The sequence below is a fragment of the Mycobacterium sp. OAE908 genome (assembly GCF_017872775.1).
GTDB lineage: Bacteria > Actinomycetota > Actinomycetes > Mycobacteriales > Mycobacteriaceae > Mycobacterium.
Genome location: NZ_JAGGJL010000002.1, coordinates 816,111 through 840,998 on the forward strand (window position 1 = coordinate 816,111; position 24,888 = coordinate 840,998).

At 67.0% G+C, this 24,888-nt stretch carries 25 protein-coding genes and 1 pseudogene; 16 read left to right on the forward strand and 10 right to left on the reverse strand.

Annotated features, from left to right (window positions below; genetic code table 11):
• Positions 1 to 2: 2 nt before the first annotated feature.
• A complete protein-coding gene (locus J3E61_RS29090; protein WP_192723111.1) occupies positions 3 to 614 on the reverse strand; it encodes a cytochrome c oxidase subunit 3 in 612 nt (203 codons plus the stop codon).
• Between the two features lie 68 nt (positions 615 to 682).
• Here J3E61_RS29090 and trpD point away from each other — a divergent pair.
• A pseudogene (gene trpD / locus J3E61_RS29095) lies at positions 683 to 1,729 on the forward strand (anthranilate phosphoribosyltransferase); the annotation flags it as partial.
• On the opposite strand, the gene J3E61_RS29100 reads toward trpD, so the two are convergent.
• Positions 1,616 to 3,451 carry a DEDD exonuclease domain-containing protein gene (locus tag J3E61_RS29100; RefSeq protein ID WP_210086229.1) on the reverse strand — a complete coding sequence of 612 codons (1,836 nt, stop codon included), beginning with the start codon at positions 3,449 to 3,451 and terminating at the stop codon, positions 1,616 to 1,618. The pseudogene trpD and the gene J3E61_RS29100 sit on opposite strands and share 114 nt — an antisense overlap.
• 123 nt (positions 3,452 to 3,574) lie before the next feature.
• Here J3E61_RS29100 and J3E61_RS29105 point away from each other — a divergent pair, with 123 nt between their 5' ends.
• The 4 genes from J3E61_RS29105 (at position 3,575) to J3E61_RS29120 (ending at position 7,015) form a co-directional block, all read left to right on the forward strand.
• Entirely contained in the window at positions 3,575 to 3,778 is a 204-nt protein-coding gene (locus tag J3E61_RS29105) for a hypothetical protein (protein WP_192723109.1), read from the forward strand.
• Positions 3,779 to 3,956: 178 nt separating this feature from the next.
• Positions 3,957 to 5,072, forward strand: coding sequence for a peptidoglycan hydrolase RipC (gene ripC / locus J3E61_RS29110; RefSeq protein WP_192723879.1), 1,116 nt, complete (start codon positions 3,957 to 3,959; stop codon positions 5,070 to 5,072).
• Positions 5,041 to 5,877, forward strand: coding sequence for a peptidase (locus J3E61_RS29115; protein WP_210086230.1), 837 nt, complete (start codon positions 5,041 to 5,043; stop codon positions 5,875 to 5,877). Before ripC ends, J3E61_RS29115 begins: the two co-directional genes overlap by 32 nt.
• A gap of 10 nt (positions 5,878 to 5,887) precedes the next feature.
• Positions 5,888 to 7,015 carry a glycosyltransferase family 4 protein gene (locus J3E61_RS29120; protein WP_210086231.1) on the forward strand — a complete coding sequence of 376 codons (1,128 nt, stop codon included), beginning with the start codon at positions 5,888 to 5,890 and terminating at the stop codon, positions 7,013 to 7,015.
• Here the strand turns inward: J3E61_RS29120 and J3E61_RS29125 are convergent.
• On the reverse strand, positions 7,012 to 8,814 hold the full coding sequence (locus tag J3E61_RS29125) for a long-chain fatty acid--CoA ligase (protein ID WP_210086232.1): 1,803 nt from the start codon (positions 8,812 to 8,814) through the stop codon (positions 7,012 to 7,014). The two genes, J3E61_RS29120 and J3E61_RS29125, sit on opposite strands and share 4 nt — an antisense overlap.
• A 97-nt stretch (positions 8,815 to 8,911) precedes the next feature.
• On the opposite strand from J3E61_RS29125, the gene J3E61_RS29130 reads away from it, so the two are divergent.
• From J3E61_RS29130 to J3E61_RS29150, 5 genes are all read left to right on the forward strand, one after another.
• Positions 8,912 to 9,301 carry a polyketide cyclase / dehydrase and lipid transport gene (locus J3E61_RS29130; RefSeq protein ID WP_192723105.1) on the forward strand — a complete coding sequence of 130 codons (390 nt, stop codon included), beginning with the start codon at positions 8,912 to 8,914 and terminating at the stop codon, positions 9,299 to 9,301.
• Between the two features lie 40 nt (positions 9,302 to 9,341).
• Complete coding sequence (locus tag J3E61_RS29135; protein ID WP_192723104.1) at positions 9,342 to 9,779, forward strand: SRPBCC family protein; 438 nt, start codon at positions 9,342 to 9,344, stop codon at positions 9,777 to 9,779.
• Position 9,780: 1 nt separating this feature from the next.
• Positions 9,781 to 11,046 carry an ArsA family ATPase gene (locus tag J3E61_RS29140; RefSeq protein ID WP_210086740.1) on the forward strand — a complete coding sequence of 422 codons (1,266 nt, stop codon included), beginning with the start codon at positions 9,781 to 9,783 and terminating at the stop codon, positions 11,044 to 11,046.
• Positions 11,043 to 11,444 (forward strand): hypothetical protein, encoded by a 402-nt coding sequence (locus tag J3E61_RS29145; RefSeq protein ID WP_210086233.1) that lies wholly within the window; start codon positions 11,043 to 11,045, stop codon positions 11,442 to 11,444. Before J3E61_RS29140 ends, J3E61_RS29145 begins: the two co-directional genes overlap by 4 nt.
• 83 nt (positions 11,445 to 11,527) lie before the next feature.
• The gene (locus tag J3E61_RS29150; protein ID WP_192723102.1) at positions 11,528 to 12,253 is read left to right on the forward strand and encodes a 1-acyl-sn-glycerol-3-phosphate acyltransferase; all 726 of its coding nucleotides are present in this window, start codon (positions 11,528 to 11,530) and stop codon (positions 12,251 to 12,253) included.
• Here J3E61_RS29150 and J3E61_RS29155 read toward each other — a convergent pair.
• Positions 12,213 to 13,490 (reverse strand): DUF2029 domain-containing protein, encoded by a 1,278-nt coding sequence (locus J3E61_RS29155; protein WP_192723101.1) that lies wholly within the window; start codon positions 13,488 to 13,490, stop codon positions 12,213 to 12,215. The genes J3E61_RS29150 and J3E61_RS29155 overlap by 41 nt on opposite strands.
• An 84-nt stretch (positions 13,491 to 13,574) precedes the next feature.
• Between J3E61_RS29155 and J3E61_RS29160 the strand changes: the two genes are divergently transcribed.
• From J3E61_RS29160 to J3E61_RS29170, 3 genes are read left to right on the forward strand one after another with little or no spacing between them, the layout of a single operon-like run.
• Positions 13,575 to 14,462 (forward strand): hypothetical protein, encoded by an 888-nt coding sequence (locus tag J3E61_RS29160; protein ID WP_192723100.1) that lies wholly within the window; start codon positions 13,575 to 13,577, stop codon positions 14,460 to 14,462.
• Complete coding sequence (locus J3E61_RS29165; protein ID WP_192723099.1) at positions 14,459 to 14,968, forward strand: polyadenylate-specific 3'-exoribonuclease AS; 510 nt, start codon at positions 14,459 to 14,461, stop codon at positions 14,966 to 14,968. Before J3E61_RS29160 ends, J3E61_RS29165 begins: the two co-directional genes overlap by 4 nt.
• A gap of 33 nt (positions 14,969 to 15,001) precedes the next feature.
• The gene (locus J3E61_RS29170) at positions 15,002 to 16,399 is read left to right on the forward strand and encodes a 3-deoxy-7-phosphoheptulonate synthase class II (RefSeq protein WP_192723098.1); all 1,398 of its coding nucleotides are present in this window, start codon (positions 15,002 to 15,004) and stop codon (positions 16,397 to 16,399) included.
• Here J3E61_RS29170 and J3E61_RS29175 read toward each other — a convergent pair.
• Entirely contained in the window at positions 16,341 to 18,035 is a 1,695-nt protein-coding gene (locus J3E61_RS29175; RefSeq protein ID WP_210086234.1) for an FAD-dependent monooxygenase, read from the reverse strand. The two genes, J3E61_RS29170 and J3E61_RS29175, sit on opposite strands and share 59 nt — an antisense overlap.
• 192 nt (positions 18,036 to 18,227) lie before the next feature.
• Between J3E61_RS29175 and J3E61_RS29180 the strand changes: the two genes are divergently transcribed.
• A complete protein-coding gene (locus J3E61_RS29180) occupies positions 18,228 to 18,434 on the forward strand; it encodes a hypothetical protein (RefSeq protein ID WP_192723096.1) in 207 nt (68 codons plus the stop codon).
• On the opposite strand, the gene J3E61_RS29185 is transcribed toward J3E61_RS29180, so the two are convergent.
• Positions 18,431 to 19,654 carry a protein kinase gene (locus tag J3E61_RS29185; protein ID WP_192723095.1) on the reverse strand — a complete coding sequence of 408 codons (1,224 nt, stop codon included), beginning with the start codon at positions 19,652 to 19,654 and terminating at the stop codon, positions 18,431 to 18,433. The two genes, J3E61_RS29180 and J3E61_RS29185, sit on opposite strands and share 4 nt — an antisense overlap.
• Positions 19,655 to 19,690: 36 nt before the next feature.
• On the opposite strand from J3E61_RS29185, the gene J3E61_RS29190 reads away from it, so the two are divergent.
• Positions 19,691 to 20,095 carry a DNA-binding protein gene (locus J3E61_RS29190; RefSeq protein ID WP_192723094.1) on the forward strand — a complete coding sequence of 135 codons (405 nt, stop codon included), beginning with the start codon at positions 19,691 to 19,693 and terminating at the stop codon, positions 20,093 to 20,095.
• Here J3E61_RS29190 and J3E61_RS29195 read toward each other — a convergent pair.
• From J3E61_RS29195 to J3E61_RS29210, 4 genes are all read right to left on the reverse strand, one after another.
• A complete protein-coding gene (locus J3E61_RS29195; RefSeq protein WP_210086235.1) occupies positions 20,016 to 21,590 on the reverse strand; it encodes an alpha-(1->6)-mannopyranosyltransferase A in 1,575 nt (524 codons plus the stop codon). The two genes, J3E61_RS29190 and J3E61_RS29195, sit on opposite strands and share 80 nt — an antisense overlap.
• A 4-nt stretch (positions 21,591 to 21,594) precedes the next feature.
• Positions 21,595 to 22,683, reverse strand: coding sequence for a polyprenyl synthetase family protein (locus J3E61_RS29200; RefSeq protein ID WP_210086236.1), 1,089 nt, complete (start codon positions 22,681 to 22,683; stop codon positions 21,595 to 21,597).
• 102 nt (positions 22,684 to 22,785) lie between these two features.
• Positions 22,786 to 23,412, reverse strand: coding sequence for a DUF3153 domain-containing protein (locus J3E61_RS29205; protein ID WP_210086741.1), 627 nt, complete (start codon positions 23,410 to 23,412; stop codon positions 22,786 to 22,788).
• A 66-nt stretch (positions 23,413 to 23,478) separates the two neighbouring features.
• Positions 23,479 to 24,090, reverse strand: a complete 612-nt coding sequence (locus J3E61_RS29210) for a GNAT family N-acetyltransferase (protein WP_192723091.1) — start codon at positions 24,088 to 24,090, stop codon at positions 23,479 to 23,481.
• 214 nt (positions 24,091 to 24,304) lie between these two features.
• On the opposite strand from J3E61_RS29210, the gene J3E61_RS29215 reads away from it, so the two are divergent.
• Positions 24,305 to 24,703, forward strand: coding sequence for a DUF3040 domain-containing protein (locus J3E61_RS29215; protein WP_192723090.1), 399 nt, complete (start codon positions 24,305 to 24,307; stop codon positions 24,701 to 24,703).
• The last annotated feature ends 185 nt before the right edge of the window (positions 24,704 to 24,888 follow it).

The following is a 24,888-nucleotide window of genomic DNA, read 5'->3' on the forward strand; positions in this document are numbered from 1 at the left end:
GATCAACGGACGAAGTAGATGGTGGCGAACAGCGCAATCCAGACGATGTCGACGAAGTGCCAGTAGTACGAGACGACGATCGCGGCGGTGGCCTGCGCCGGAGTGAACTTACTCATTGTGGTGCGCGCGAGCAGGAAGATGAACGCGATCAGACCACCGATGACGTGTAGGCCGTGGAATCCGGTCGCCAGGTAGAACACCGAGCCGTACGCGCTGCCCGGGATGGTCGTGCCGTGAGAAACCAGGTGGTAGTACTCGTAGGCCTGGCCGCCGACGAAGAACGCGCCCATCAAGAAGGTGATGAAGTACCAGCGTCGCAGCCCGAACACGTCGCCCCGCTCGGCGGCGAACACACCCATCTGGCACGTGAAAGACGATGCGATCAGCACCAGCGTCACCGGCACGGCCTGGAACAGGTTCAGCTCGGTGGGGTGCGGAGGCCAGTCACCTGCGGCCTGAGCACGCGCCGTGAAGTACATCGCGAACAGCCCAGCAAAGAACATCAGCTCGCTGGACAGCCAGACAATGGTGCCGACACTGACCATGTTGGGTCGGTTCAGCGAATGTACTCGCGACGTGATTGCGGTTCCCGAGGTCCCTACAGCGCTCGTCACAGGAGCAAGTATGACGCTTTGTAGTTGTTGATCTCCACCCGGGTCAGCCAATTGGTGATAATCGGCGGGTGACTTCTACCGACGCGCCGACGTGGCCCCAGGTTCTCGGCCGCTTGACCACAGGTCAGGCGCTCCGCCCCGGGCAGGCGGCCTGGGCGATGGACCAGATCATGACCGGTGTGGCGACGCCGGCACAGATCGCCGGCTTCGGTGTGTCGATGAAAATGAAGCGGCCGACGTCCGGTGAGGTGACCGAGTTGGCCGACACGATGCTCAAGCACGCGCGCCGAGTGCCGACCGAGGTGATCGGCAACGACACCGTCGACGTCGTCGGCACCGGCGGCGACGGGGCAAACACCGTCAACCTCTCGACGATGGCCGCGATCGTGGTGGCCGCGGCCGGGGTTCCGGTGATCAAGCACGGCAATCGAGCGGCCTCGTCGCTGTCCGGCGGTGCGGACACGCTCGAGGCGCTCGGGGTTCGCATCGATCTCGGGCCCGACGATGTCGCGCGCAGCGTGGCCGAAGTCGGCATCGGCTTCGCGTTCGCTCCGAACTTCCACCCGTCGTACCGGCACGCCGGGGTGGTGCGCCGCGAAATCGGGGTACCGACGGTGTTCAATCTGCTTGGGCCGCTGACCAATCCGGCATCACCGCGGGCGGGCCTGATCGGCTGCGCCTGGGGCGAACTGGCCGAGGTGATGGCAGGCGTGTTCGCCACGCGCCGGTCGAGCGTGCTGGTGGTCCACGGCGACGACGGTCTCGACGAGCTCACCACCACGACGACGAGCACCATCTGGCGGGTGCAGGCCGGGACCGTGGAACGGCTGACCTTCGACCCGGCCGCCTTCGGGTTCGCCCGCGCCGACATCTCCGAGTTGGTCGGCGGTGACGCGGAATCCAATGCCGCAGAAGTCCGTTCGGTTTTCGGCGGGGCGAAGGGGCCGGTTCGCGACGCGGTGGTGCTCAACGCGGCCGGCGCGATGGTGGCCCACGCCGGCCTAGCCAGCGACGCCAAATGGGTGCCCGCCTGGGAGTCGGGTCTGGCTCGCGCCACCGAGGCGATCGACTCCGGGGCGGCCGAAAAGTTGCTCGCGCGTTGGGTGGGGTTCACTCAAAAGGTCTGAGCCCAGGCTTTGTTCGGCCGCCGCACGGGCCGACCGGGCCGTCGACGCCCACTGTGCCAAGCGTCCCGCCGCGGCGGCGGGCGATGCCCAACCCGGTTCGGCGCGCACTATGCGCACGCCGGGCTGGGCGAGCCAACGTGTGATCAGCGCGGTCTCCTCGACCAGCGCTCCGCCAAGCGGCGCTGCGGTCGGCAGAACCGCTTGGGCGCCAAGGCAAATGGCGTCGATCACGGGCATCGGTGGCACACCGCGGCAGGCGTTGCCTGCCGCTGCCAGCTGGCCGTGCCTGATCACCGCGAGGTGCCAGCCGCCTTCACCGTCCGGGCGCGCGGCGACCAGTTCGTCGACCGCGGCCAGCGCCCGCAGCCGCTGGCCGCGCCACAGCACGTCGATGGCCGCGGCGGCGTGATCGCGCATTCGGGCGGCGGTCTCGTACCGGTTGCGCTCGGCGAGGTCGGCAATGTGGGCGAGCACCGCATCAAGCGCACGGCTGTCACCGCCTTCGATCAGCTCGACGGCGCGGGCGGGCGCCGCGGCGTATTCGGTCGGGGTGATGCCCTGCGGCGCGGGGCATGGCGACAGTTCGCGCTCGGGACACACGTGCAGTGCGCTGCGGCCCAGTCGGGTGGTGCAGGTGCGCACACCGGTGAACCGGGCAAGCAGCGCTGCGGTCTCGACCGCGTCGGCGCGTCCTCTGAAGGGACCAATTGCAGTGTCGCGCTTGGGTGTTCGAACGACGGAAAATCGCGGGAACGCCTCGTCGGTCAGTGTCACCCACCACCAGCGGCGAGGAAATTTCGATCGTCGGTTGTACGGCGGCGCGTGCGCGGCGAGCAGGCGCAGTTCGCGCACGCCCGCCTCGAGGTCGTGCGCGCATTCGACATGGTCGACGGCCGTCGCAAGAGATGCCATCTCCTTGATGCGGGTGCGCGGGTCGGCGCCGTTGAAGTACTGCCCGACTCGCCTGCGTAGATCGACCGCGGTCCCGACATAGAGCACCTCGGCCGACGGCCCCCTGAACAGATAGACACCGGGGCAATGCGGCAGCGCCTTCGCCAGATGCCGGTTGCTGCGCTGGGCAGGCGTCACATCGGGCAGATAGGACCGCAGCTCGGCGTAGGTGTGCACGCCCTGGTTGCCCACCCGCTCGATCAGGCCGTGCAGCACGTCGACGGTCGCGCGGGCGTCGTCGAGCGCGCGGTGGGTAGGAGTAGTGGTCGCATTGAACAGCCGGGCCAACGCGGACAGCCGCACGCTTGGCGCCTCGTCGCGGGTGAGCACCCGGCGGGCCAGCTTCACCGTGCACAACACGGCGGGCTTGGGCCACGTGATGTGGAGGCGTTCGGCGGCCGCCCGCAGGAACCCGATGTCGAAGCCGGCGTTGTGCGCGACCAGCACCGCGCCGCGGGAGAACTCCAGAAATGACGGTAAAACCGAATCGATGGTCGGGGCGTTGCACACCATCGCGGTGGTGATGCCGGTGAGCGCGACGATCTGCGGGGGGATGCTTCGGCCGGGATCGACCAGGGTGGCCAGTTCGCCGAGCACCTCGCCGCCGCGCACTTTGACGGCCCCGATCTCGGTGATCGCGTCGTGGCCCTCGCCGGAGGCGCGCCCGCCGGTGGTCTCCAGGTCCACCACGACGAACGTCGTCTCCCGCAGTGAGACATCCGCGTGTGGATCCACATCCGCGAAGCTCAGCTGCCCCATGCGCTGAACGTAGGCACTGACTCCGACAGCCTCGGGTTGCCACGCGGGGGCTCAGTTACCCGGCGGTGCTTGTCGGTGGCTGTCGTTACCGTGCGGACAACACCGAATGAGAGGACCAGCCAAATGGGCACGGTGAAGATCGACTGCGACGACTGCGCGGTGCGCGGTCCCGGCTGCCAGGACTGTGTCGTGAGCGTGTTGCTCGGCGTGCCCGAGACGTTGCTCGACGACGAACGGCAGGCGCTTGAAGTGCTCGCCGACGCCGGGCTCGCGCCCCGATTGAGGTTGGTGCCGATTCGCCGCGACAGCGATTCTGGAGTCGCATAACAAAATTCGTTTACGGGGTCGTTGATAACGATCTCTGAGGCAGCTGTTAAATTTGCGGCTTCTGTTGGACAACCCCGATGCCGTTTCGTAACCTATCTGAGACCTAAGAGCAGTTCGACGCGGTTTTCGTCACGGCATCTGAAGGACGCAAATCTTGAGCCTCAACCGCACGCGCGGGATTACACGTGGTTTTCACCGAGTTCGGAAAACCTTTGTGTGGGCAATAGCTGGGTTAACGGTGTTCGGGGCAGTTGTCGCCGGGCATGTGCAGGCCGATCCGGCCGATGATGCGTTGGCAAAACTCAATGAGTTGTCTCGGCAAGCCGAACAGACCACTGAAGCGATGCATTCCGCTCAGCTGGACCTCAACAACAAGCTGGCAGTGCAGCAGGCCGCCGAGGCCAAGCACGCCGCCGACGTGGCAGCGGTCGAATCGGCCAAAGCTCAGTTGGCAACGTTCCAGGGCTCCGTCGACAAGTTAGCTGCCGCGCAATACATGGGTGGCAGGACCGACGGCCTCGACGCAATGCTGACGGCGACCTCGCCGCAGGGCCTGATCGATCAGCTCGCGGTTCAGCGGGTGATGGCCTCTGAGATGTCGGCGCAGATGAAGAGCTACCGCGACATCGGACAGCAGGCCGCACTGGCCGAGCAGGCGTCCGCCAAGTCCGCCGCCGACGCCAAGACCGCCGCCGAGCAGGCCGCCGCGGTGCGCGCCGACCTGCAATCCAAGCAAAGCAAGCTGCAGGTGCAGATAGCAGTGGTCAAGTCCCAGTACGAGGTCTTGACCCCCGCCCAGCGCGACGCGCTGGCCGCCCTGCCCCCGATCCCTGCACCGCCTCCGCCGGACGCCGCGCCGCCTGCCGATCCCGGCATCCTGGCCGCCCCACCTGAGGGCATCCCGCCCGGCGACGTCGCGCCGCCTGGAGCCGAGCCAGGAGGCGGGTCACCCGAGGCGGCCACCGTCATCCAGGCCGCGCTCAGCCGGATCGGCTCGCCCTACGTCTGGGGTGGTTCGGGCCCTGGCCAGTTCGACTGCTCCGGGCTGGTGATGTGGTCCTTCCAGCAGGCGGGCATCTCATTGCCGCACTCCAGCCAGGCGCTCGCCCAGGGCGGGCAGCCGGTGTCGATGGATCAGATCCAGCCCGGCGACCTGGTCACCTATTACTCCGACGCATCGCACGTCGGCATCTACATCGGCGACGGAATGATGGTGCACGCCTCGACCTACGGCACGCCGGTGCGAGTCGCCCCGGTCGACAATGCGCCGATCCACAACGTCCGCCGCTACTGACCGTCGCCGGACCAGCATCGGTGCGCTCCTCGTCACCGAGCTGATCTGCGCGCTGCTTCTGCTCGGCAGACCACAGGCAGACCAGCCGCACCCCGTCGTCGCCGCGCCCGCCTCGCTCACCACGCCGACCGCCGCGTCGACGACGCAGACGCTCGACGACGGGCGCACGGTTCACCTCGTCGGCCTCGGCGGGGCACGCACGGCGCCTCTGCTGGCCCGCATCGGTGCGGAGATGAACGACGCGTCGAAGGCCGTCACCGCCTTCTGGGGGGCCGCCTGGCCACGTGACGTCCTCGTCGTCGCGGCAGGGACGGACGCCGAGTTCGGCGCCCTGGCGGGCGGCGGCCCCGACATCGCGGCCACTACCACCGCCGAACGAATCATGTTCGCCCCCGGCGCTGCCGACATGAGCGCCGCGTCGTTGCGAATAGTGTTGCGCCACGAGCTTTTTCACTTCGCGTCGCGGGCCGAGACGGCCGGCGACGCGCCGCGCTGGCTGACCGAAGGCGTCGCCGACTTCGTCGCACGCCCACCGCAGGCCCATCCGGCAGATGCGGAGCAGACGGCGCAATTGCCGACAGATGCCGAACTCAGCGACCCCGGCCCCGCCGGGTCGCGGGCCTACGACCGGGCGTGGTGGTTCACCCGGTTCGTCGCCGACGCATACGGCACCGACGCGCTGCGGGCGCTGTACCTCCGCGCCTGCGCACCGGGGCATCCCGACGCCGCCACCGCCGTGCACGACACGCTCGGCGCCGACCTGCCGACCGTGCTCGGTCGGTGGCGGCAGTGGATGTCGGGCTAGCCTTTCGCCAATGAGCCGGGTTCTGCTGGTTACCAATGACTTTCCGCCACGCCGCGGCGGCATCCAGTCGTACCTGCAGGAACTGGCGGACCACCTGGTTGCGGCGGGGACGCACACGCTGACCGTCTATGCGCCGAAATGGAAGGACGCCGACGCGTTCGACCGTGATGCCGCCTACGAGGTGGTGCGCCACCCCGGCACGCTGATGCTGCCCGTGCCGTCGGTGGCAGGGCGGATGCGCGACCTGATCAAGCGGCACGACGCCGAGACCGTGTGGTTCGGCGCGGCCGCGCCGCTGGCTTTGATGGCGCCACTGGCCCGGGATGCGGGTGCCGGCCGCGTCATCGCCAGCACGCACGGCCACGAGGTGGGCTGGTCGATGCTGCCGGTGGCCCGAACTGCGTTGCGCCGCATCGGAACTGGCACCGATGTGGTCACGTATGTCAGCCAGTACACCCGGGGCCGGTTCGCCTCGGCATTCGGAGCAGGCGCTGCGCTCGAGCACCTCCCGCCAGGCGTCGACACCGACCGGTTCACCCCCGACGAGGTTGCCCGCGCAGAACTGCGCGCCCGCTATCGCCTGGGGTCGCGGCCGGTGGTGGTGTGTCTGTCGCGGCTGGTGCCACGCAAGGGCCAGGACATGCTGATTCGGGCGATGCCGGCGATCCGCGAGCGGGTGCCCGGCGCCGCGCTTGTCATCGTCGGCGGCGGACCGTATCTCACATCGCTGCGGCGGCTGGCGCACAGCTTCGGCGTTGCCGAGCACGTCGTGTTCACCGAGGGCGTGCCCGGTGACGAGCTGCCCGCCCACCATGCGCTTGCCGACGTCTTCGCGATGCCATGTCGCACCCGCGGTGCGGGTCTGGACGTCGAGGGGCTCGGCATCGTCTTTCTCGAGGCGTCGGCGACGGGTGTTCCCGTCGTCGCGGGCCGGTCCGGCGGCGCACCCGAGACGGTCGTCGACGGCGAGACGGGCGTGGTGGTCGACGGCTGGGATGTCGGGGCGATCGCAGCCTCGGTCAGCGATCTGCTCGCCGACCCCGATCGCGCCGCGCGGATGGGCGAGGCGGGCCGACGCTGGGTCGTCGACAACTGGCAGTGGACCGGCAAGGCGCGGCGCCTTGCCGAGCTTCTCTAGTTCTTCGCGTAGAGCGCGTCGATGTCGGCGGCGAACTTCTCGGCGACCACCTTGCGCTTGACCTTCATCGTGGGCGTCAGCTCTCCGGTGTCCTCGGTGAAATCGACAGGCAGGATGCGGAACTTGCGGATGGCTTCGGCCTTGGACACCGCCTGGTTGGCCTCCTTGATGGCCAGCTCGATTTCGGCTATCAGGTCCGGGTCGGTGGCCAGGTCGCCGACGGTGGCTGTCGCGTCCTTGCCGTGCCGCTGCTTCCAGCCGGGGAACGCCTCCGGGTCGATGGTGATCAGCGCGGCGATGAACGGTTGCGCATCGCCGACGCACATCGCCTGACTGATCAGCGGATGCGCGCGAAGCCGGTCCTCGAGCAGTGCGGGTGCGACGTTCTTGCCGCCCGCGGTGACGATGATCTCCTTCTTGCGGCCGACGATGGTCAGGAAGCCGTCCTCGTCGATCGCACCCAGGTCGCCGGTGTGGAACCAGCCGTCGGTGAATACGGCCTTGGTCTCCTCGTCGTTGTGCCAGTAGCCGCTGAACACCACGCCGCCCTTGACGAGTAGTTCGTCATCGTCGCCGAGCCGCATGCTGTTGCCGGGCACCAACTTTCCTACCGAGCCGACCTTGACCTCGTCGATCCGGTTCACGGTGATCGCGGCGCTGGTCTCGGTCAGCCCATAGCCCTCATAGATGGTCAGGCCGACACCGCGATAGAAGTGGCCGAGCCGTGCGCCAAGCGGAGCGCCGCCCGAGATCGCGCCGCGGCAGTTACCGCCGAGCGCGGCGCGCAGTTTGCCGTACACCAGCCGGTCGAAAAGCGCGTGCTTGGCACGCAGCAGCAGACCTGCTCCGCCGGAGTCCTGCGCTTCGCTGTATGCGATCGCGGTTTCCACCGCGGGGCCGAAGATCCAGCCCTTGCCGTCGTCGCGGGCATTCTGCTCGGCGGTGTTGTACACCTTCTCGAACACCCGCGGCACCGAAACCACGAGCGTCGGTTTGAACACCCCGAACGTCGGCACCAGGTTCTTGATGTCACTGGTGAACCCGAGCGTGACCTTGTTGGCGAAGCACGCCAACGTGATCGCGCGCGCCAGCACGTGCGCCAGCGGCAGGAACACCAGCATCCGCTCGCCCTTGTCGAGCAGCGTGGGGAAGCAGGTCTTGGCGCCGCGGATCTCGTACATCAGGTTGGAGTGGGTGAGCTGGCAGCCCTTGGGCCTGCCGGTGGTGCCCGAGGTGTAGATCAGCGTGGCGGGGGCGGCCGAGGAGATGCCGGCCAACCGGTCGTCCAGTTCTTTCGGATCGACGGATCTGCCTGCCTCGGTCAGGGCCTCGAGCGCGGGGGTGCCCGACCCCTCGATGCGCAGCACCTTGCGCAATTCGGGCAGCTCGCTTTCGAGGTGCTCGATCTTGTCGGCGTGCGCGTCGGTCTCCGCGAAGATCAGCACGGCGCCGGAGTCGGCGAGGACGAACCGCACCTGCTCGGCGGAGCTGGTCTCGTAGATCGGCACCGTGAGCGCACCTGCGGCAAGGATCGCGAGGTCGAGGATCGGCCATTCGTAGCGCGTTGCCGACAAGATCGCGACCCGGTCGCCGGCCTTGACGCCTTCGGCGATCAAACCCAATGCGGCCGAACGGATCTGGTTGGCCGCCTCCTTGCACGTCACATCGATCCACGCGCCGTCAACGAGGCGCTGGAAGATCACGTGGTCGGGGTCGTCGCGTTCGTGGCTGAACACAGAGCTGACGATGTTGTCGTGCTCACCGACGGTGAACGTGGCGGGCACACTGAATTCGCGCACGATCTTGACCTCTCGGGGGATTACTAGCGACTTTGCCGTCCACAGCCTAGTCGGCCACCGTCGGCGGTGGTCGCTGCGTATGTGAAGCTTGTATGCCATGAACAGCATCCAGATCGCCGACGAGACGTTCGTTGCGGCCGATCCCGCCGAGGTGGGCAGGGCGATCGGGGACCCCGCGAGCTGGCGCCGGTGGTGGCCCGACCTGCTGTTGACGGTCGTCGAGGACCGCGCTGCGGCGGGGCATCGCTGGACGGTGGCCGGTGCGCTGACCGGCACCATGGAGATCTGGCTGGAACCCGTCCTGGACGGGGTGGTGCTGCACTATTTCCTGCACGCCGAACCCTCGGGGGTGGCGGCGTGGCAGCTGGCCAAGATGAACCTGGCGAAGATGAATCATCGCCGCCGGGTAGCGGGTAAGAACATGGCGTTCGAAGTGAAGCAGACACTCGAGGCGACGCGCCCGGTTGGCGTTTCGCCCCTGGCCTGATACTTCGGCCGAAGCAAGCAGGGGGAGGTAGATTTTTCTCGTGGCGGACAAGACGGCGCAGACCATCTATATCGATGCCGATCCTTCGACGGTGATGGACGTCATCGCCGACATCGGCTCCTATCCCGACTGGGTCGCCGAGTACAAGGAGACCGAGGTGCTCGAGGCAGACGCCGAGGGCTATCCGAAGACCGCCCGCCTGGTGCTGGACGCCACCGTCCTCAAGGACACCATGGTGTTGGCCTACGACTGGCCAACCGACCGCAAGTCGGTGAAATGGAGCCTGGTGTCCAGCTCGCTGCTGAAGTCGTTGGACGGCGCATATCGGCTGTCGCCCAAGGGTTCTGGCACCGATGTCACCTACGAACTATCGGTCGATCTGATCATCCCGATGATCGGGCTGCTGAAACGCAAGGCTGAACGACGCCTTACCGACACCGCCTTGAAGGATCTCAAGAAACGAGTCGAGGCTGACTGACATTGCAGCCCCGACTAGCGCCCGGATCAGTCTCTTCGTCGGCAAGGGCGGGGTAGGTAAGTCGACATTGGCCACTGCCACCGCGGTGCGCGACGCGGGCGCCGGGCAGCGGGTGCTGCTCGTCTCGACCGACCAGGCGCATTCGATCGGCGACGTGCTCGGTTGCACCGTCACCCCGACCGGGCTTCGTGAACCGACCCGGGTGCTCGCCGACTTGGGAACCGGACAAGCCGACGCGGGCGGCGGTTTCCTCGACGCGCTGGCCTTGGACACGCTCGCACTGTTCGAGGCCCGGTGGCGGGACATCGCGGGCCTGCTGTCCGGCCGGTTTCCCGAGTCGGATGTGGGAGATATTGCGCCAGAAGAACTTTCGGCCTTGCCGGGCATCCAGGAGGTGCTCGGACTTCACGAGGTCGGCGAACTCGCCGCCTCAGGCGGCTGGGACCATGTCGTGGTCGACTGCGCGTCGACCGCCGATGCGCTGCGGATGCTGACATTGCCCGCCACGTTCGCGCTGTATCTGGAGCGCGCGTGGCCGCGGCACCGTCGGCTGTCCACCGGCGCCGACGACGCCCGCGCCGCCGCGGTGATCGAACTCGTCGAACGCATCCACGCCGGAACCGAGCGGCTTGGCTCGCTGCTCACCGACGGCGAGCGCGTCAGTGCGCACCTGGTGATGACGGCCGAGCGCGTGGTCGCGGCGGAGGCGGTCCGCACGCTTGGCTCGCTTGCACTGATGGGTGTGCGGCTCGGCGAGCTGATCGTCAATCAGATACTGATTCAAGATGATTCGTTCGAATACCGGAATCTGCCCGAGCATCCGGCATTCGACTGGTACTCCGAGCGCATCGCCGAGCAGCGGGCGGTGCTCGCCGAGCTGGACACCACCATCGGGGACGTGCAGCTGGTGCTCGTCCCGCACCTGGCGGGGGAGCCGATCGGAGCCAAGGCGCTCGGCGAGCTACTCGACAGCGCGCGCCGACGCGACGGGTCACCGCCGCCGGGTCCGCTGCGGCCGATCGTCGACCGCGAATCGGGAACAGGACTCGAATCGGTCTACCGGATGCGGCTAGAGTTGCCGCAGGTCGATTCCGCCGCATTGACGTTGGGTCGGGTCGACGACGACTTGATCATCGGCGTAGGCGGTATGCGGCGCCGCGTTCGGCTGGCATCTGTCCTGCGGCGATGCATTGTGATGGATGCGCAGCTAAAGGGCAGTGAGCTGACCGTGCGATTTCGACCGAACCCGGAGGTGTGGCCAGCATGACCGGGTCCCACGCCGATATCGGTCCCGAACTGCGGCAGCTGGCCCAGATGATCCTCGACAAACTCGACCCCGCGGTGCGACTGGCGGCCGCCCGGGCAGCGGGAACAGGCGACGCAGCCGGCAAGTGCCAACAGGTGTGGTGCCCGGTGTGTGCGCTGGCTGCGCTGGTGGCCGGTGAACAGCATCCGCTGCTCGACGTCATCGCCGAACACAGCGTCGCGCTGCTGACGGTCGTCCGCGCCGTCTTGGAGAACGGAGCGAACGGAGCGCCTGGCCCGACCGGACCCGGTGAACCCCCGCCGGAGAGCCCGCCCCCGCCGCCAGGCCCCAACGGTGGTGAACCGTCGCCGAGCGGCCCGGGCCGCTATCAGCACATCCCTGTGACGGTGGAAGAGTGACCTCTGGTCCTGTGGTCGCATCCACACCACGTGGGTAAAGTTGTCGCAAAGCACCGTCCGGTGCTCCAGTGTGGGGAGGGTCCATGTGGTACTGGCTTTTCAAGTACATCTTCATGGGCCCTTTGCTGTCGCTGCTCGGCCGTCCGAAAGTCGAAGGGCTGGAGCATGTTCCGCACTCCGGCCCGATGATCCTGGCGAGTAATCACCTGGCCGTCGCCGACAGCTTCTTTCTCCCTCTGGTGGTCAGCCGCCGGATCACCTTCCTTGCCAAGGCCGAGTACTTCACGGGCACAGGCATCAAGGGCTGGTTCACCCGCTGGTTCTACACCGCCGCCGGTCAGGTGCCGATCGACCGCACGGATGCCGACAGCGCCCAGAGCGCGCTGCAGACCGCCCAGCGGATCCTCAACGAAGGCAAGTTGCTCGGGATGTACCCGGAGGGCACCCGCTCGCCTGACGGGCGGCTGTACAAGGGCAAGACCGGCCTGGCGCGGCTGGCGCTGGAGTCCGGCGTGCCGGTGGTTCCTGTCGCGATGATCGGTACCGACGTCGTCAACCCGCCCGGCAGCAAGATGTGGCGCTTCGGTCGGGTCGAGGTCAAATTCGGCAAGCCGATGGACTTCAGCCGGTTCGAGGGCCTGGCAGGCAACCGGTTCATCGAGCGCGCGGTGATCGACGAGGTGATGTACGAGCTGATGCGGCTGTCGGGCCAGGAGTACGTCGACCTCTACGCCGCCGACGTCAAAGAGGGAAAAGGTGAGGCGGCTATCAAGCCGCCGGCGCGGATGCCGGAAGCAGCTGCGGGCTGACGGATCTAGTGGCTGAGCGCGCGGACACCGTGCCTGCCACCGCGATCACCGCGATCGCCCACCACACATACGAACCACCTGCGAGCTGACGCCACAGGGACGCCGAGGTTTCGTGATGCTTGGGCATCAACGGGATTGGCGTCCACACCATCAGCGCGATTCCTGCCAACGCCACCAGGCCGAGCGCAACCTGTCGTTGCCGGAGCGCCACGACGATCATCACGAGCAGCGCCGGCAGTGTCCACACCCAGTGGTGTGACCACGACACCGGCGAAACCACAAGCCCGAACATCGCGACGCAGATCAGAGCCAACACCGGTTGCTCGGCGCGCAACACCCGGCGCACTGCCCACACGGTCAGCCCGAGAACTGTGAAGCAGGCCAGCGTCCACAGCACGAACCGCTCACCCTCGCCGAGGCCGAGGCGGGCCAGCGCGCCCGCGATGTTCTGGTTGGTGTTCAGCGTGGCGGTGCCGATGCGGTCGGTGTTGCGCACGGTGTAGGTCCAGTACTCCCACGAGTCCCGCCACGCCAGCGCGAAACCGGCGAGCGTGGCCACTACCGCCGATGCCACGGCCACCAGCAGCGCGCGGGTGTCGCGGCGCAGCAGGAAGTACAGCAGGAACACCGCGGGGGTGAGCTTGAGCGCGATCGCGACACCGAGCAGGATGCCGCGCGGCCACGGTGTCTTACGCGGTACGCAGTCGGCGATGACGAGTGTCATCAGCACGACGTTGATCTGCCCGAAGTCGAAGTTCGACCGGATCGGTTCGAGGTAGATGAACGCGGGCCCCACGATCGCGGCCGCCAGCCAGCACCGTCGCAGCCACGCCGGTTCGGGCGTGATGGCCGTTTGCGGCCAGACGTCCAGCCCGGTCAGCACGATCACCGTCGACACCATCAGCAGCGCCAGCGTGGTCAACGTGATCGCGACGCTCGCCGCGTTCAGCGACAGCCACGCGAACGGTGCGAATGCCACCGCGGCCAAGGGCGGATAGGTGAAGGGCAAGTCCAGGCCCGCGCGGGTGTGGAACATCGCCCCGTCGGCATATAGCGGACGTCCGTCGAGCCAGGCGGTCCCGCCCATCCGGTAGACGTCTATGTCGATGCGGTAGGGGATGTGGTTCAGCAGCCGCCAACAAGCCCAGGCCAACGCCGCCACAGTCAGCAGTTGGAACAGCCGCCAGGCGAGTGTTGGCCACAAACCAGCCCCGCCGGGCGACCGCCAAGTACTCATGTCGCAGACCAGCGTATCGGTGCCCACCGGCGAGTCGGGCGGTATCCCGACCCTGACACGCGCACGTCGGCGTAAGTTTTCTGCGTGCACGCGACGTTCGACCTGAATCTTTCTATCCCGCATGGGCGGCTGCCGCTGGTGTTCTGCCTCGTCGCGTTCATCCTCACGTTCTTCTTGACCCGCACCATCGTGCGGTACATCCGAAGCCATGCGGACAGCGATGCGCCCCATAAATGGTGGCAGCCGCGCAACATTTCTGCCGGCGGCGGCTTGCACATCCACCACGTGGTGATCGGCGTTGTCCTGGTCATGGTCTCCGGCATCTCGATGGTGACGTTGGCAGTCGACGGGGGAGTACCCGAATTCACGGTCGCCGCAACCTTTTTCGGCATCGGTGCAGCTCTGGTGCTTGATGAGTTCGCGCTGATCTTGCATCTGCAGGACGTTTACTGGGCCGAAGACGGCCGCACGTCGGTGGACGCGGTGTTCGCCGCCGTCGCCGTTGCCGGGTTGCTGATCCTCGGGTTCAATCCATTGTCGTTCTTCGACGTCACCATCTGGCGTGAGGACCAATCTCTGCAGGCCAGGGCGCTGGTGATCGCGGTTGCGGTGTTGACGCTGCTGTTCGCGGTGATCGTTCTGCTCAAGGGAAAGGTGTGGACCGGGCTGGTTGGGATGTTCATCACGCCGCTGTTGTTCCTCGGCGCCATCCGGCTCTCGCGGCCGCACGCGCCGTGGGCGCGCTGGCGCTACGGCGACAAGCCGCGAAAGATGCACAGGGCGCTCGAGCGGGAACGCCGGCTGCGCAGGCCGATCGTGCAGGCCAAGCTGTGGCTGCAACACGTGATCGCGGGGGAGCCGCACTTTCCCGACGACAGCGAAGTCGATCAGCAGCTCGACCGCGAAATCCACGCTGCCGCAGCGCCACGACCGTTGGCCAACCGCGAAACGGCTCAGGTGTCGAAGGCGTGAGGTACTTCTACGACACGGAGTTCATCGACAACGGCCGCACCATCGAGTTGATCTCGATTGGGGTGGCAGCCGAGGACGGTCGCGAATATTACGCCGTCTCAACGGAATTCGACCCGGAGCGGGCAGGCAGCTGGGTGCGTAAGCACGTGCTGCCCAAGTTGCCGTCGCCGGCTTCGCCGCTGTGGCGTTCGCGAAGGCAGATTCGGATGGACCTCGAGGAGTTCTTCGGTGTCGACGGCGACGAGCCGATCGAGCTGTGGGCCTGGGTCGGTGCCTACGACCACGTGGTGTTGTGCCAGCTGTGGGGACCGATGACCGACCTGCCTCCTGCCATCCCGCGCTTCACTCGCGAGCTGAGGCAGTTCTGGGAGGAGCGCGGATCACCGCGGATGCCGCCGAGGCCGCGCGACGCCCATGACGCCCTGGTCGACGCCAAGCACAACCTGGTCCGTTTTCGTCTGATGACCACGCGCTTCGAAAAGGGAGAAGCACCAGCGCAGCGGTGAAAAGCACATGGCGGCCCCCGTTACCATGGACGGGTGAACTGGACCGTCGACGTACCCATCGACCAGCTGCCGCCGCTGCCGCCGCTACCTGATGACCTGCGGCATCGGCTGGACGCCGCGCTGGCCAAGCCCGCGGCGCAGCAGCCCAGCTGGGACGCCGAATCGGCCAAGATGATGCGGACCGTGCTCGAGAGCGTGCCGCCGGTGACGGTGCCGGCCGAGATCGATCGGTTGCGGGGTCTGTTGGCCGACGTCGCCCGCGGCGAGGCGTTCCTGCTGCAGGGCGGCGACTGCGCGGAGACGTTCGTCGACAACACCGAACCCCACATCCGGGCCAACATCCGCACGCTGCTGCAGATGGCGGTGGTGCTCACCTACGGCGCCAGCATGCCGGTGGTCAAGGTGGCGCGCATCGCGGGCCAGTACGCCAAGCCGCGGTCGTCGGACATCGACGCGCTCGGCCTGAAGTCCTATCGCGGCGACATGATCAACGGCTTCGCCCCTGATGCGGCCGTTCGCGAGCACGACGCGTCCCGGCTGGTGCGCGCCTACGCCAACGCCAGCGCGGCGATGAACCTGGTGCGCGCGCTGACCGCGTCGGGTCTTGCCTCGCTGCATCAGGTGCACGACTGGAACCGCGAGTTCGTTCGCACCTCGCCCGCCGGTGCGCGCTACGAGGCCCTCGCCAGCGAGATCGACCGCGGTCTGACGTTCATGAGCGCCTGCGGTGTTGCCGACCACAACCTGCAGACGGCCGAAATCTATGCCAGCCATGAGGCTTTGGTGCTCGACTACGAGCGGGCCATGCTGCGGCTGTCGACCGACTTCCCGGTCGAGGCGCCCGAACCGCGGCTGTACGACCTGTCGGCGCACTACGTGTGGATCGGCGAGCGCACCCGTCAGCTCGACGGCGCACACGTCGCGTTTGCGGAGGTGATTGCCAACCCGATCGGCGTGAAGATCGGCCCGACGATGTCGCCCGAGCTTGCCGTCGAGTACGTGGAGCGGCTCGATCCGCACAACCAGCCGGGCCGCCTGACGCTGGTGAGCAGGCTCGGCAACAACAAGGTGCGCGACGTGCTGCCGCCGATCATCGAGAAGGTGCAGGCCACCGGGCATCAGGTGATCTGGCAGTGCGACCCGATGCACGGCAACACCCACGAGAGCTCGACGGGCTACAAGACCCGCCACTTCGACCGCATCGTCGACGAGGTGCAGGGCTTCTTCGAGGTGCACCGGGCGCTCGGCACGCATCCCGGCGGCATCCACGTCGAGATCACCGGCGAGAACGTCACCGAGTGCCTCGGTGGAGCGCAGGACATTTCGGACTCCGACCTGGCAGGCCGCTACGAGACGGCCTGCGATCCCAGGCTCAACACTCAGCAGTCGCTGGAGCTGGCGTTCCTGGTCGCGGAGATGCTCCGCGACTGAGGCGCCGCGCCAGGTCGGACAACAACCGCTCGGCGTCGACCGGACGTCCGCGATAGCCGATGTAGGAGTCGGGCCGGACGACGAATGCGCTGGCTGCGGTGACCCCGTACTGGCGGTGTGCCGACCGAGTCGAATCACCAAGTGCCGCAGGATGATCCGCGAATCGCTCGGCGGTGATCACGCGGGCCTTCACCATCCCCGGATACGTCTGCTCGAGCTGTTCGGCGATCCGGCACAACTCGACCGCAGGCATCGCATCGTCGTCGAGTCCGGTGAACAGCAGCACCGTGTGATGCGTGCCGCGGAACACCTCGTAAAGGCGGCTCTGCCGCCCGTCGATGGTCACGTCGGCCTCGCGGGCCCTGTCGCCGGGGGCGGGCGCGTCCCGCCAGCCCGAACCGTCCTGCGCGTTGAGCGCGCTGTCCGGATAGCGAAGGCGCAGTTGGGCGAGCAGACCGATGAACCGCCTGCGCAGCCAGGATCGGGTCAGCAGGTGACCGGCCAGCACGGGTGCCACCCGGCCGCGGGCCAGCCGGGCCAGGGGATTCTGCCCGCCGAACACGGAGAAGAGGCGATCGGTGGTCTTGAGCAACTGAACGCCGATCGGGTGCCGCTCCGCCTCGTAGGTGTCCAGCAGCGATTCGTCGGCAACTCCGCGCTCGACGTACGCGAGCTTCCAGCCCAGGTTGTAGGCGTCCTGGATGCCGGTGTTCATGCCCTGCGCGCCTGCGGGGCTGTGCACGTGGGCGGCGTCGCCGACGAGAAACACGTTCCCTTCGCGATAGCGAGGGACGGTGCGGCTGTGCACCCGATATCGAGTCACCCAGTGTTCCTTGACGACCGTGGCCGGGAACGGAACCCGCTCGTCGACCATCGCCTGGAACTCGTCGTGGGTGGGTTCGCTGTACTCGGCGCTCGGGCCTTCCGGCCCGGGAGGGAAGTTGCCGAAGATCCGGTAGCGGTTCTCGCCGGGCATTGAGAAAGCCGCGAAAATGCCTGCGGGACTGGGGAATCCGTATAGCCCACCGTGCGGCAGTTTCCAGTCGAGCTCGGCGTCGGCCATGATGAACTCGTCGCGGTAGGTGGATCCGGCGAACGGGATGCCTGCCGCCTCACGGACCGCGCTGTGCGCGCCGTCGCAGCCGATCACCCACCGGCATTGCAGTGTTTCGATCGTGCCGTCCTGGGCGCGCAGCGATACGGTCACCGTCTGTCCGTCCTGTGTCAGATCCGTCAGCGCCCGTCCGCGCTCGATCTCGACGCCCTGCTCGCTCAACAGTTCGGTGAGGATGCGCTCGGTGTCTTGCTGCGACACCGTGCGCGGTTCGGGGTAGGCGGTGTAGTTCTGCGGCCCGGTCAGTTGGCCCGCGAAATCCAGCTCGACCGTCTTCTCGGCGAACGTGATCGTCAGATTGGACGCCGAGGTCCCTGCCGCGATCGCCTGGTCGACCACGCCCATGTCGTCGAGGATCTCCAACGTCCTCGGCTGCACGACCAGCGCGCGGGATGTCGTCGCGGGCGCGGTGCCGCGATCGATGATCCGCGGCCGCACGCCGTGCCGCGCGAGCTCATTGGCCAGCGTCAAGCCGGTCGGTCCTGCGCCGACTACCAGCACTGGAACCACAGCTTCGGTCATCACAATCACCTCGGTTTGGATCTCATCGTTCGTTGAATTAGTCCACTACGACTGTAGTGCTATGGACGATCCGACGCAACCCCCCGCGCGAAGAATAGGGAAACACCCGATTTCTAACTGTCGCCCTTGTAAATAATCTGAACGTGGCTGCCGGGGCGTGGTAGCCGATAGAAGATCATCGGGGGAGTAGTCGTGGGCACCGCAGTCCTGGGTTATCTGAACGAGTCGGTCGAAGCGACACTGTCGGGTGTGGTCACGGTGGCCCACCGAACCCCTGGGTGCACCTGCGGATGGGTGGGACGCCGACGGATCGCACTGTTCCTGGCCCGCCACGACGCCTGGATGCACGCCGCCACCAGGGGCTGCCTGCCAGGTGTGCCGTTCGTGACGTCGCGCTAGATCAACGTCCCGATGTTGCCGCCGAGCGTCCACGCCGCGGCCGCGACCAACCCGGTGAGAGTGAGCACGGCGACCACCCAGAACACCAACGCCCGCCTCGACCGTTGGCGCGCCCAATAGAACTCATCGAGATCGATCCCGGCGAATTGTCCTGAGACGGGCTCGTATTCGGGCTCCTGCGGCTGCCAGTCGTCACGGGTGAGTTCACGTGTGTGCTGCCGCGGCGCGAGCATGGGCTGAGCCTGGGGCCGTGCCGTTTTCGTGGTCACGGCTTCGTGCTCGGGTGGCAGCTGGCTGTGATGCAGGGCCGCCGAAAGATGCTGCGCCGAGTTGCGCGGCGCGGGCACCCGGAATCGGGGTAGGCCCAGTTCCTCGACGACGGAGTCGAGTTCGGCGGCCATGTCGTGGGCGTCGGCGTAGCGGTTGGCGGGTTCGCGTGCGGTGGCGTGGAGCACCAGATCGTCGAATTGGGCTGGCACACCGGCGATCATTCGGCTCGGAGGCAGGACGTCGTTGTCGATCCGTTGGTAGGCGATCGCCAGTGCCGAGTCACCGGTGAACGGCGTGACGCCGGTCAGCAGTTCGTAAGCCATGATCCCGACGGAGTACACATCGCTGCGCGGATCGGCATCGCCGGTGCGAACCTGCTCGGGAGAGAGGTACGCGGCGGTGCCCAAAATCACGCTGGTGGAGGTGATCTTGGCTTCGGCGATTGCGCGGACCAACCCGAAATCGGCGATCTTCACCTCGCCGTCGTCGGAGATGAGCACGTTCTCCGGTTTGATGTCGCGGTGCACGAGTCCGGCGCGGTGGGCAACCGCGAGGCCGCCGAGCACCGGACGCAACACCGCCGCGACGGCGTGCGGGGGCATCGGGCCGCGCTCGCGCAGTAGCTCGCGCAGAGTGCCGCCCTCGATCAGCTCCATCACCAGAAATGGATGCTGACCGTCCATGCCCTGGTCGTAGACCGCGACCAGGCCGGGATCCTTCAACCGGGCCACCGCCCGGGCCTCGCGCTGAAACCGGGTCAGGAACTGGTTGTCGCCGGCGTACCGCGAGTCCATGATCTTCAGCGCGACAGGCCGGTCCAGCCGGAGATCGAGCCCCCGGTACACGGCGGACATGCCGCCCGTCGCGATCAACACCTCGACGCGGTATCGGCCGTCCAGCACGGCACCCACCAGCGGGTCAGATTGCTGGTAGGCCTCCACCGAACACATGTTACGAGTCGCCCCTCACGTCCTAGACTCAGTGCGGTGAGCAGCATTCCGGCCGCCGACGATGTGCTAGACCCCGGCGAGGACGTTTACGACTTGCCTGCCGTTGCTGATTTGCTCGGCATACCCGTGACGAAAGTGCACCAGCAGCTGCGGGAAGGGCACCTGGTCGGGGTGCGGCGCGAAGGCGCAGTGGTGATACCCAAGGCCTTCTTCGACAGCACCGGCCATGTGGTCAAGACCCTTGCGGGGCTGCTCGTGGTGCTACACGACGGCGGTTACCACGAAACCGAGATCGTGCGCTGGTTGTTCACGCCCGACCCGTCGCTGACGATCCGTCGCGACGGCAGCACAGAACCGCTGGCTAATGCGCGTCCTGTGGACGCTCTGCATTCTCATCAGGCCCGGGAAGTCGTGCGCCGGGCTCAGGCGATGGCCTGTTGACCGTGCTAGGCGCGTAAAACAGCGAATACCACGCCGCCGCAGCGCATGCCGTGGCGAGCAACACGTGGATCCACGAGTACATGCCGTGTGCGCCGTCGGGTTTCCAGATCACGGTGATCCATGTCGAAAGGCCCGCGATCACGGCGATCGCCTGGCGCGACTGCGTCAGCGCGGCCGCCACTGCCAGCGGCCAGGTGTAGTACCACGGCAGGGCGGCAGGGACGAAGAGCACCACGACGACCATCACCAGCGCGATGCCGATCAGCGCCTGGCGGTCGGTGTGCCGAAAACGCCACCACAGCAACGGAAGTGAGATCGCGATGATCGCGATGCCGATGATCCGGGTGACGTCGAGCACGGCGTAGAAGTTCACCGGGAACAGCAGGCTGCCGAACACGTTGACCAGATTCGCCGCGGCGGTCGGCACTGTCAGCCAGTTGATGATCTTCACCGAACCGGCCAACGCCGTCAGCCAGCCGAGGCCGACCCCGGCCAACCACGACAACACGGCGAACACCGCGACGAATATCAGCGCCGACGCCGCCGTCGCGACCGTGAAGGCCTTCATCGGTTGGTATCCGCGAGCATCGCGAAGGTGCCGCATCCAAACCCACACCATGAACGGAAGTGCCAGTCCTGCCGTGGCTTTCACCGCCACCGCGACCGCGATGAGGCCGACCCCCCAGATATGTCGACCGGAGAACGTCAACGCGATGCCGGCCATCATCAAGCCCACCATCAGCATCTCGTTGTGCACCCCACCCATCAGATGGATGATCACCAACGGGTTCAGCACGCAGATCCACAGGGCCGCGGCGCCGTCGGCGCCGACATGGCGGGCCACCCGCGGCGCCGCCCAGATCAACAGGGCAAGGCCAGGCAGCATGCACAGCCGCAACAGCATCGTCCCGGCCACCACGTCGTTGCCGACCAACATCGTGACGAACTTCGCGACCAGAATGAACGCCGGTCCGTACGGGGCGGTCGTCGTGGTCCAGATCGGACTCACGTTGTCCAACAACGAGTTCGGATTGTCGATGGGGCCGACAAGGTAGGGGTCGAAGCCGTCGCGCAGCAGCGCACCCTGCGCCAGATAGGAATACGTATCGCGACTGAACACGGGAACGCTCAGCAGCAGTGGCGCCAGCCAGAATCCCGTCGTCGCCACCATGGTGTATTCGGTTGCGGTGCGGTCGATTACCCGACGGCCCAGCCACAGCCACGCGCTCAGCATCAGCGTCACGCCGATCCACAACAGCACCGACGAAAGCACCAGGCCGTGGCCGAACCGAAGCCAGGAGATGTGCAGTGACTCCAGCAGCGGATCATGTAGCCGGGTGCTACCCGCGCCGAGCCCGCCCGCGGTGATCAAAACGGCGCCGATCGCACCGAGCAGCGCGGGCCGCGCCTGCGGCGACGCCGCGAAGGCCGTCAGCCTCCAAAGGTGATGCGCCGGCCCGGCTTTCGGGGCCCGCGTCGACGTCGGGGTTGTCATGCTCCTAGGCGGACCGGTTCGCGGCCAATCTGGCGAGCTCGGCAAGGCCGACCTTGGCCCTTGCGTCGATCGGCGCGGCGGTGAGGATCTCCAGCGACCGACGGGTCAGCGAGTCGATCCGACCTTCGACGGCGGCCAGCGCGCCGACCGATTCGATGACCAGGCACAGCTCCTTCACCTGCGCATCGGACAGCTCGGTTCCGATCGAGGTGCGCAGCAGCTTGGCCGCGACGGGGTCGACCTTCTCGGCCCGCTCGACTGCCTCGGCCAGTAGCACGGTGCGCTTACCGGAGCGCAGGTCGTCGCCGGACGGCTTGCCCGTCACCGCCGGATCACCGAAAACGCCGAGGACGTCGTCGCGCAGCTGAAACGCAACGCCGAGGCTGGTTCCGAGCTCGTGGAACGCGGCCAGCACATCGGGTCGATCGGCGGCTGCCGCGGCGCCGAACTGCAGCGGCCGCGAAATCGTGTAGGACGCGGTCTTGTAGACGTTGACCGTCATCGCTGAGGCCACCGATTCGGCCCCGCTGGATTCGGCGACGATGTCGAGGTACTGGCCCCCGAGCACTTCGGTGCGGATGGCCGACCAGACCCGGCGCACTCGCGCCTGCGCGTCGGCAGGCAGATCTGAAGTGGCGACGATGTCGTCGGCCCACACCAGCGCGAGGTCGCCCAGCAGAATCGCAGCAGAAATCCCGAACTGCTCGCTGCTGCCATGCCACTTGCTGCTGCGGTGTTTCTCGGAGAACAACCGGTGCACGGTCGGTAGTCCGCGGCGGGTGGCCGACGCATCGATCACATCGTCGTGCACCAGCGCACACGCATGCAGCAATTCCAGGGCCGAGAACAGCCGCAGCATTGCCGGATCGGCTGGATTCGCGTCGTCGTCGGCCACTGCACGCCAGCCCCAGTAGGCGAATGCGGGACGCAGCCGCTTGCCGCCGCGCAGCACGAATTCTTCGAGGGCGGCGGTCAATTCGGCGTAATCGGGGCCGATGTACGCGGCGTCACTGCGGCGATCGCGGAGATACTCCCGCAATTGATCGGTGACGGCGCCTGCCAGCTCGACGGCTGACGGTGCCGCTGCATCCACGCTCAGCGGGCGCCCCTTTCTGCCATGACCGGTCTGTCGTGCTCGCCCCGAGTGCTCTCAGAGTAGAGCGTGCGACGGGTTTTGTACCAAGCCAGCCCCGACTCAGGAAGCACGCGGTGAGCGGTCGCGGCTGTAGTACGCCACCCCGCCGATGATCCCGGCCACCAGGAAGGACGCAATACCGAGCCAGATCGCCGCACCGGTGAACGACCGGGCACTGGGATCGGTGTAGCGGGCCTGCGCGTTCATCGTGCTGACCACGCCGGGCCGCAGCTTCCACTCGACCACTTCCGACGACACCTGTGAGCCGTTGGTCGACGTCACCTCGCCTGGGAAAGCGACGGACAGCGACACGTCGGCCTCGGGGTCGTTGAGCGAGGTGAGGTCCGCGCGGCCCTCGAGGATGACCAGGTCGCCTGCGCGGCGCAGCGAGATGTCGACGCCCGCGGCATCCCGGTTCATGTTCGCCAGCTGGGGCAGTTCGGCGAAGGTCAGGTCGGAGAAGACGGCCTGCGAGCCGACGTAATCGTCTCGGGTGTAGTCGGAGATCGCGACTTTCTGCGCGAACGGCAGGTTGTTCAGCAGCTGCGGGCCCTTGTCGTCGGCATTGCGGGGTTTGGCCGCCGCGACGATCTGCCCCGACACCCGGTCGTCGGGCGACACCGTGATCGACGCCCGCACCCGCACGCAGCCGACAGCCATCGGCAGGATGAGCAGCAGCAGCAACATCACGGCGAGCTTGCGGAACCGGCGTGAGCGGGCGGGCACCTGGTCATCGTGCCAGACCCGACCCGCTCAGAGTGGCAGTGCCCGGCCGAGTATCGCGAAGGCGCGCGGATCTCCCGCGAAGTGGTAGCCGCGAATGATGTCGGTGAATCCGAGCCGACGGTAGAGCCGCCAAGCGCGGTTGGCTTCGCCGTTGATCTCAGGAGTGGACAGCAGCACGTGTGCCTCGCCCCGGCCTGCGAGCAGCCGCCGCGCCAGCGCTTCGCCGAGGCCACGGCCCTGCGCGTGGGGCGCGATGTGCAGCTCGGTCAGCTCGAAGTAGCTCGTCATCAGCTCCGCGATCCGCATTCTGTCGGCGCCGACCCGATGTAGACCGGCCACCACCTGCTGCTGCCACCATTGGTCCGGCGCGCCGCAGTAGCCGTACGCGACGCCGAGCAGGGGAGCCGCAGCCAATGCCGGTGCCGAGCGGTCGGTGACGTCGCCGAGCTCGCCGTGATCGGGCACCTCCACCGCCGCGACGCCCTTCCAGCCGTGTCTGCGGGTGTGTTCGAGCCACATCGACGCCCGCTGATCCTCGGTGCCGCGCGGGTAGCGCATGGCATCGACGTACACCGAGAGCGCGTCACCGAGCCGCCGTTGCATATCGCTCGGCGACAGATCGATGAGAAATGTCGCCAACTTCTGGTTGCCTCTTTCGGTGTCGAGCGGTTCGTCTACTCCATTATTGGATGGGAGAGGTCCTAGCTCACAGTCACCGCGCTCGTCATAGAATCGTCCGTCAACTAGGTGGTACGGCTCAGATTGACCTCGTATCATGACTGTTAGGTGCCCGTGAACGCGAGCACGCACGAGTTTGAACGTTTTAGACGGCAGGGCCGGCAAGGAGGGACGAATGCCACTCTCCGATCATGAGCAGCGCATGCTCGACCAGATCGAGAGCGCGCTCTATGCCGAGGACCCCAAATTCGCCTCGAGCGTTCGTGGTGGGACTCTGCGCGCACCTTCTGCCAGGCGCCGACTGCAGGGCGCCGCGCTTTTCGTGATCGGCCTGGCCATGCTGATCTGTGGTGTCGCGTTCAAAGCCACCATGATTGGCAGCTTCCCGATCCTGTCCGTCATCGGGTTCTTGGTGATGTTCGGCGGCGTGATCTTCGCCATCACAGGGCCGCGGGTTTCCGGCGGTCGTGCTGCGGGAGCTGAGCAGAGTGCCCGCCAGAAGCGAGCCAAGGGCTCGGGCGGATCCTTCACCAGCCGGATGGAAGACCGCTTCCGCCGCCGCTTCGACGAGTAGTTCAACCCGAGCCGAGGGGTAGCCCACAGGGGGCTACCCCTTTTTTGTGCGCGAAGACACGCCGCAGCGACACGACGTTCACGGTTCGCCGTGCCATTCCAAGGACGCCGAGCGCCGACCACCGAAACGGCGCCCCACAACGCCCCACCGGCTCCGACGGCCCTTCTACCTGCACCATTGTCCAC

Bases quoted from the DNA above. Each gene is read 5' to 3' on its own strand.
- J3E61_RS29195 (WP_210086235.1), bottom strand. From the start codon at position 21,590: ATGACAACCCCGACGTCGACGCGGGCCCCGAAAGCCGGGCCGGCGCAT.
- J3E61_RS29155 (WP_192723101.1), bottom strand. From the start codon at position 13,490: ATGAGTACTTGGCGGTCGCCCGGCGGGGCTGGTTTGTGGCCAACACTC.
- J3E61_RS29185 (WP_192723095.1), bottom strand. From the start codon at position 19,654: ATGTGTTCGGTGGAGGCCTACCAGCAATCTGACCCGCTGGTGGGTGCC.
- J3E61_RS29205 (WP_210086741.1), bottom strand. From the start codon at position 23,412: ATGTTGCTGCTGCTGCTCATCCTGCCGATGGCTGTCGGCTGCGTGCGG.
- J3E61_RS29100 (WP_210086229.1), bottom strand. From the start codon at position 3,451: ATGGGGCAGCTGAGCTTCGCGGATGTGGATCCACACGCGGATGTCTCA.
- J3E61_RS29150 (WP_192723102.1), top strand. From the start codon at position 11,528: ATGTGGTACTGGCTTTTCAAGTACATCTTCATGGGCCCTTTGCTGTCG.
- J3E61_RS29215 (WP_192723090.1), top strand. From the start codon at position 24,305: ATGCCACTCTCCGATCATGAGCAGCGCATGCTCGACCAGATCGAGAGC.
- J3E61_RS29130 (WP_192723105.1), top strand. From the start codon at position 8,912: ATGAACAGCATCCAGATCGCCGACGAGACGTTCGTTGCGGCCGATCCC.
- J3E61_RS29175 (WP_210086234.1), bottom strand. From the start codon at position 18,035: ATGACCGAAGCTGTGGTTCCAGTGCTGGTAGTCGGCGCAGGACCGACC.
- J3E61_RS29145 (WP_210086233.1), top strand. From the start codon at position 11,043: ATGACCGGGTCCCACGCCGATATCGGTCCCGAACTGCGGCAGCTGGCC.
- J3E61_RS29105 (WP_192723109.1), top strand. From the start codon at position 3,575: ATGGGCACGGTGAAGATCGACTGCGACGACTGCGCGGTGCGCGGTCCC.
- J3E61_RS29120 (WP_210086231.1), top strand. From the start codon at position 5,888: ATGAGCCGGGTTCTGCTGGTTACCAATGACTTTCCGCCACGCCGCGGC.
- J3E61_RS29115 (WP_210086230.1), top strand. From the start codon at position 5,041: ATGCGCCGATCCACAACGTCCGCCGCTACTGACCGTCGCCGGACCAGC.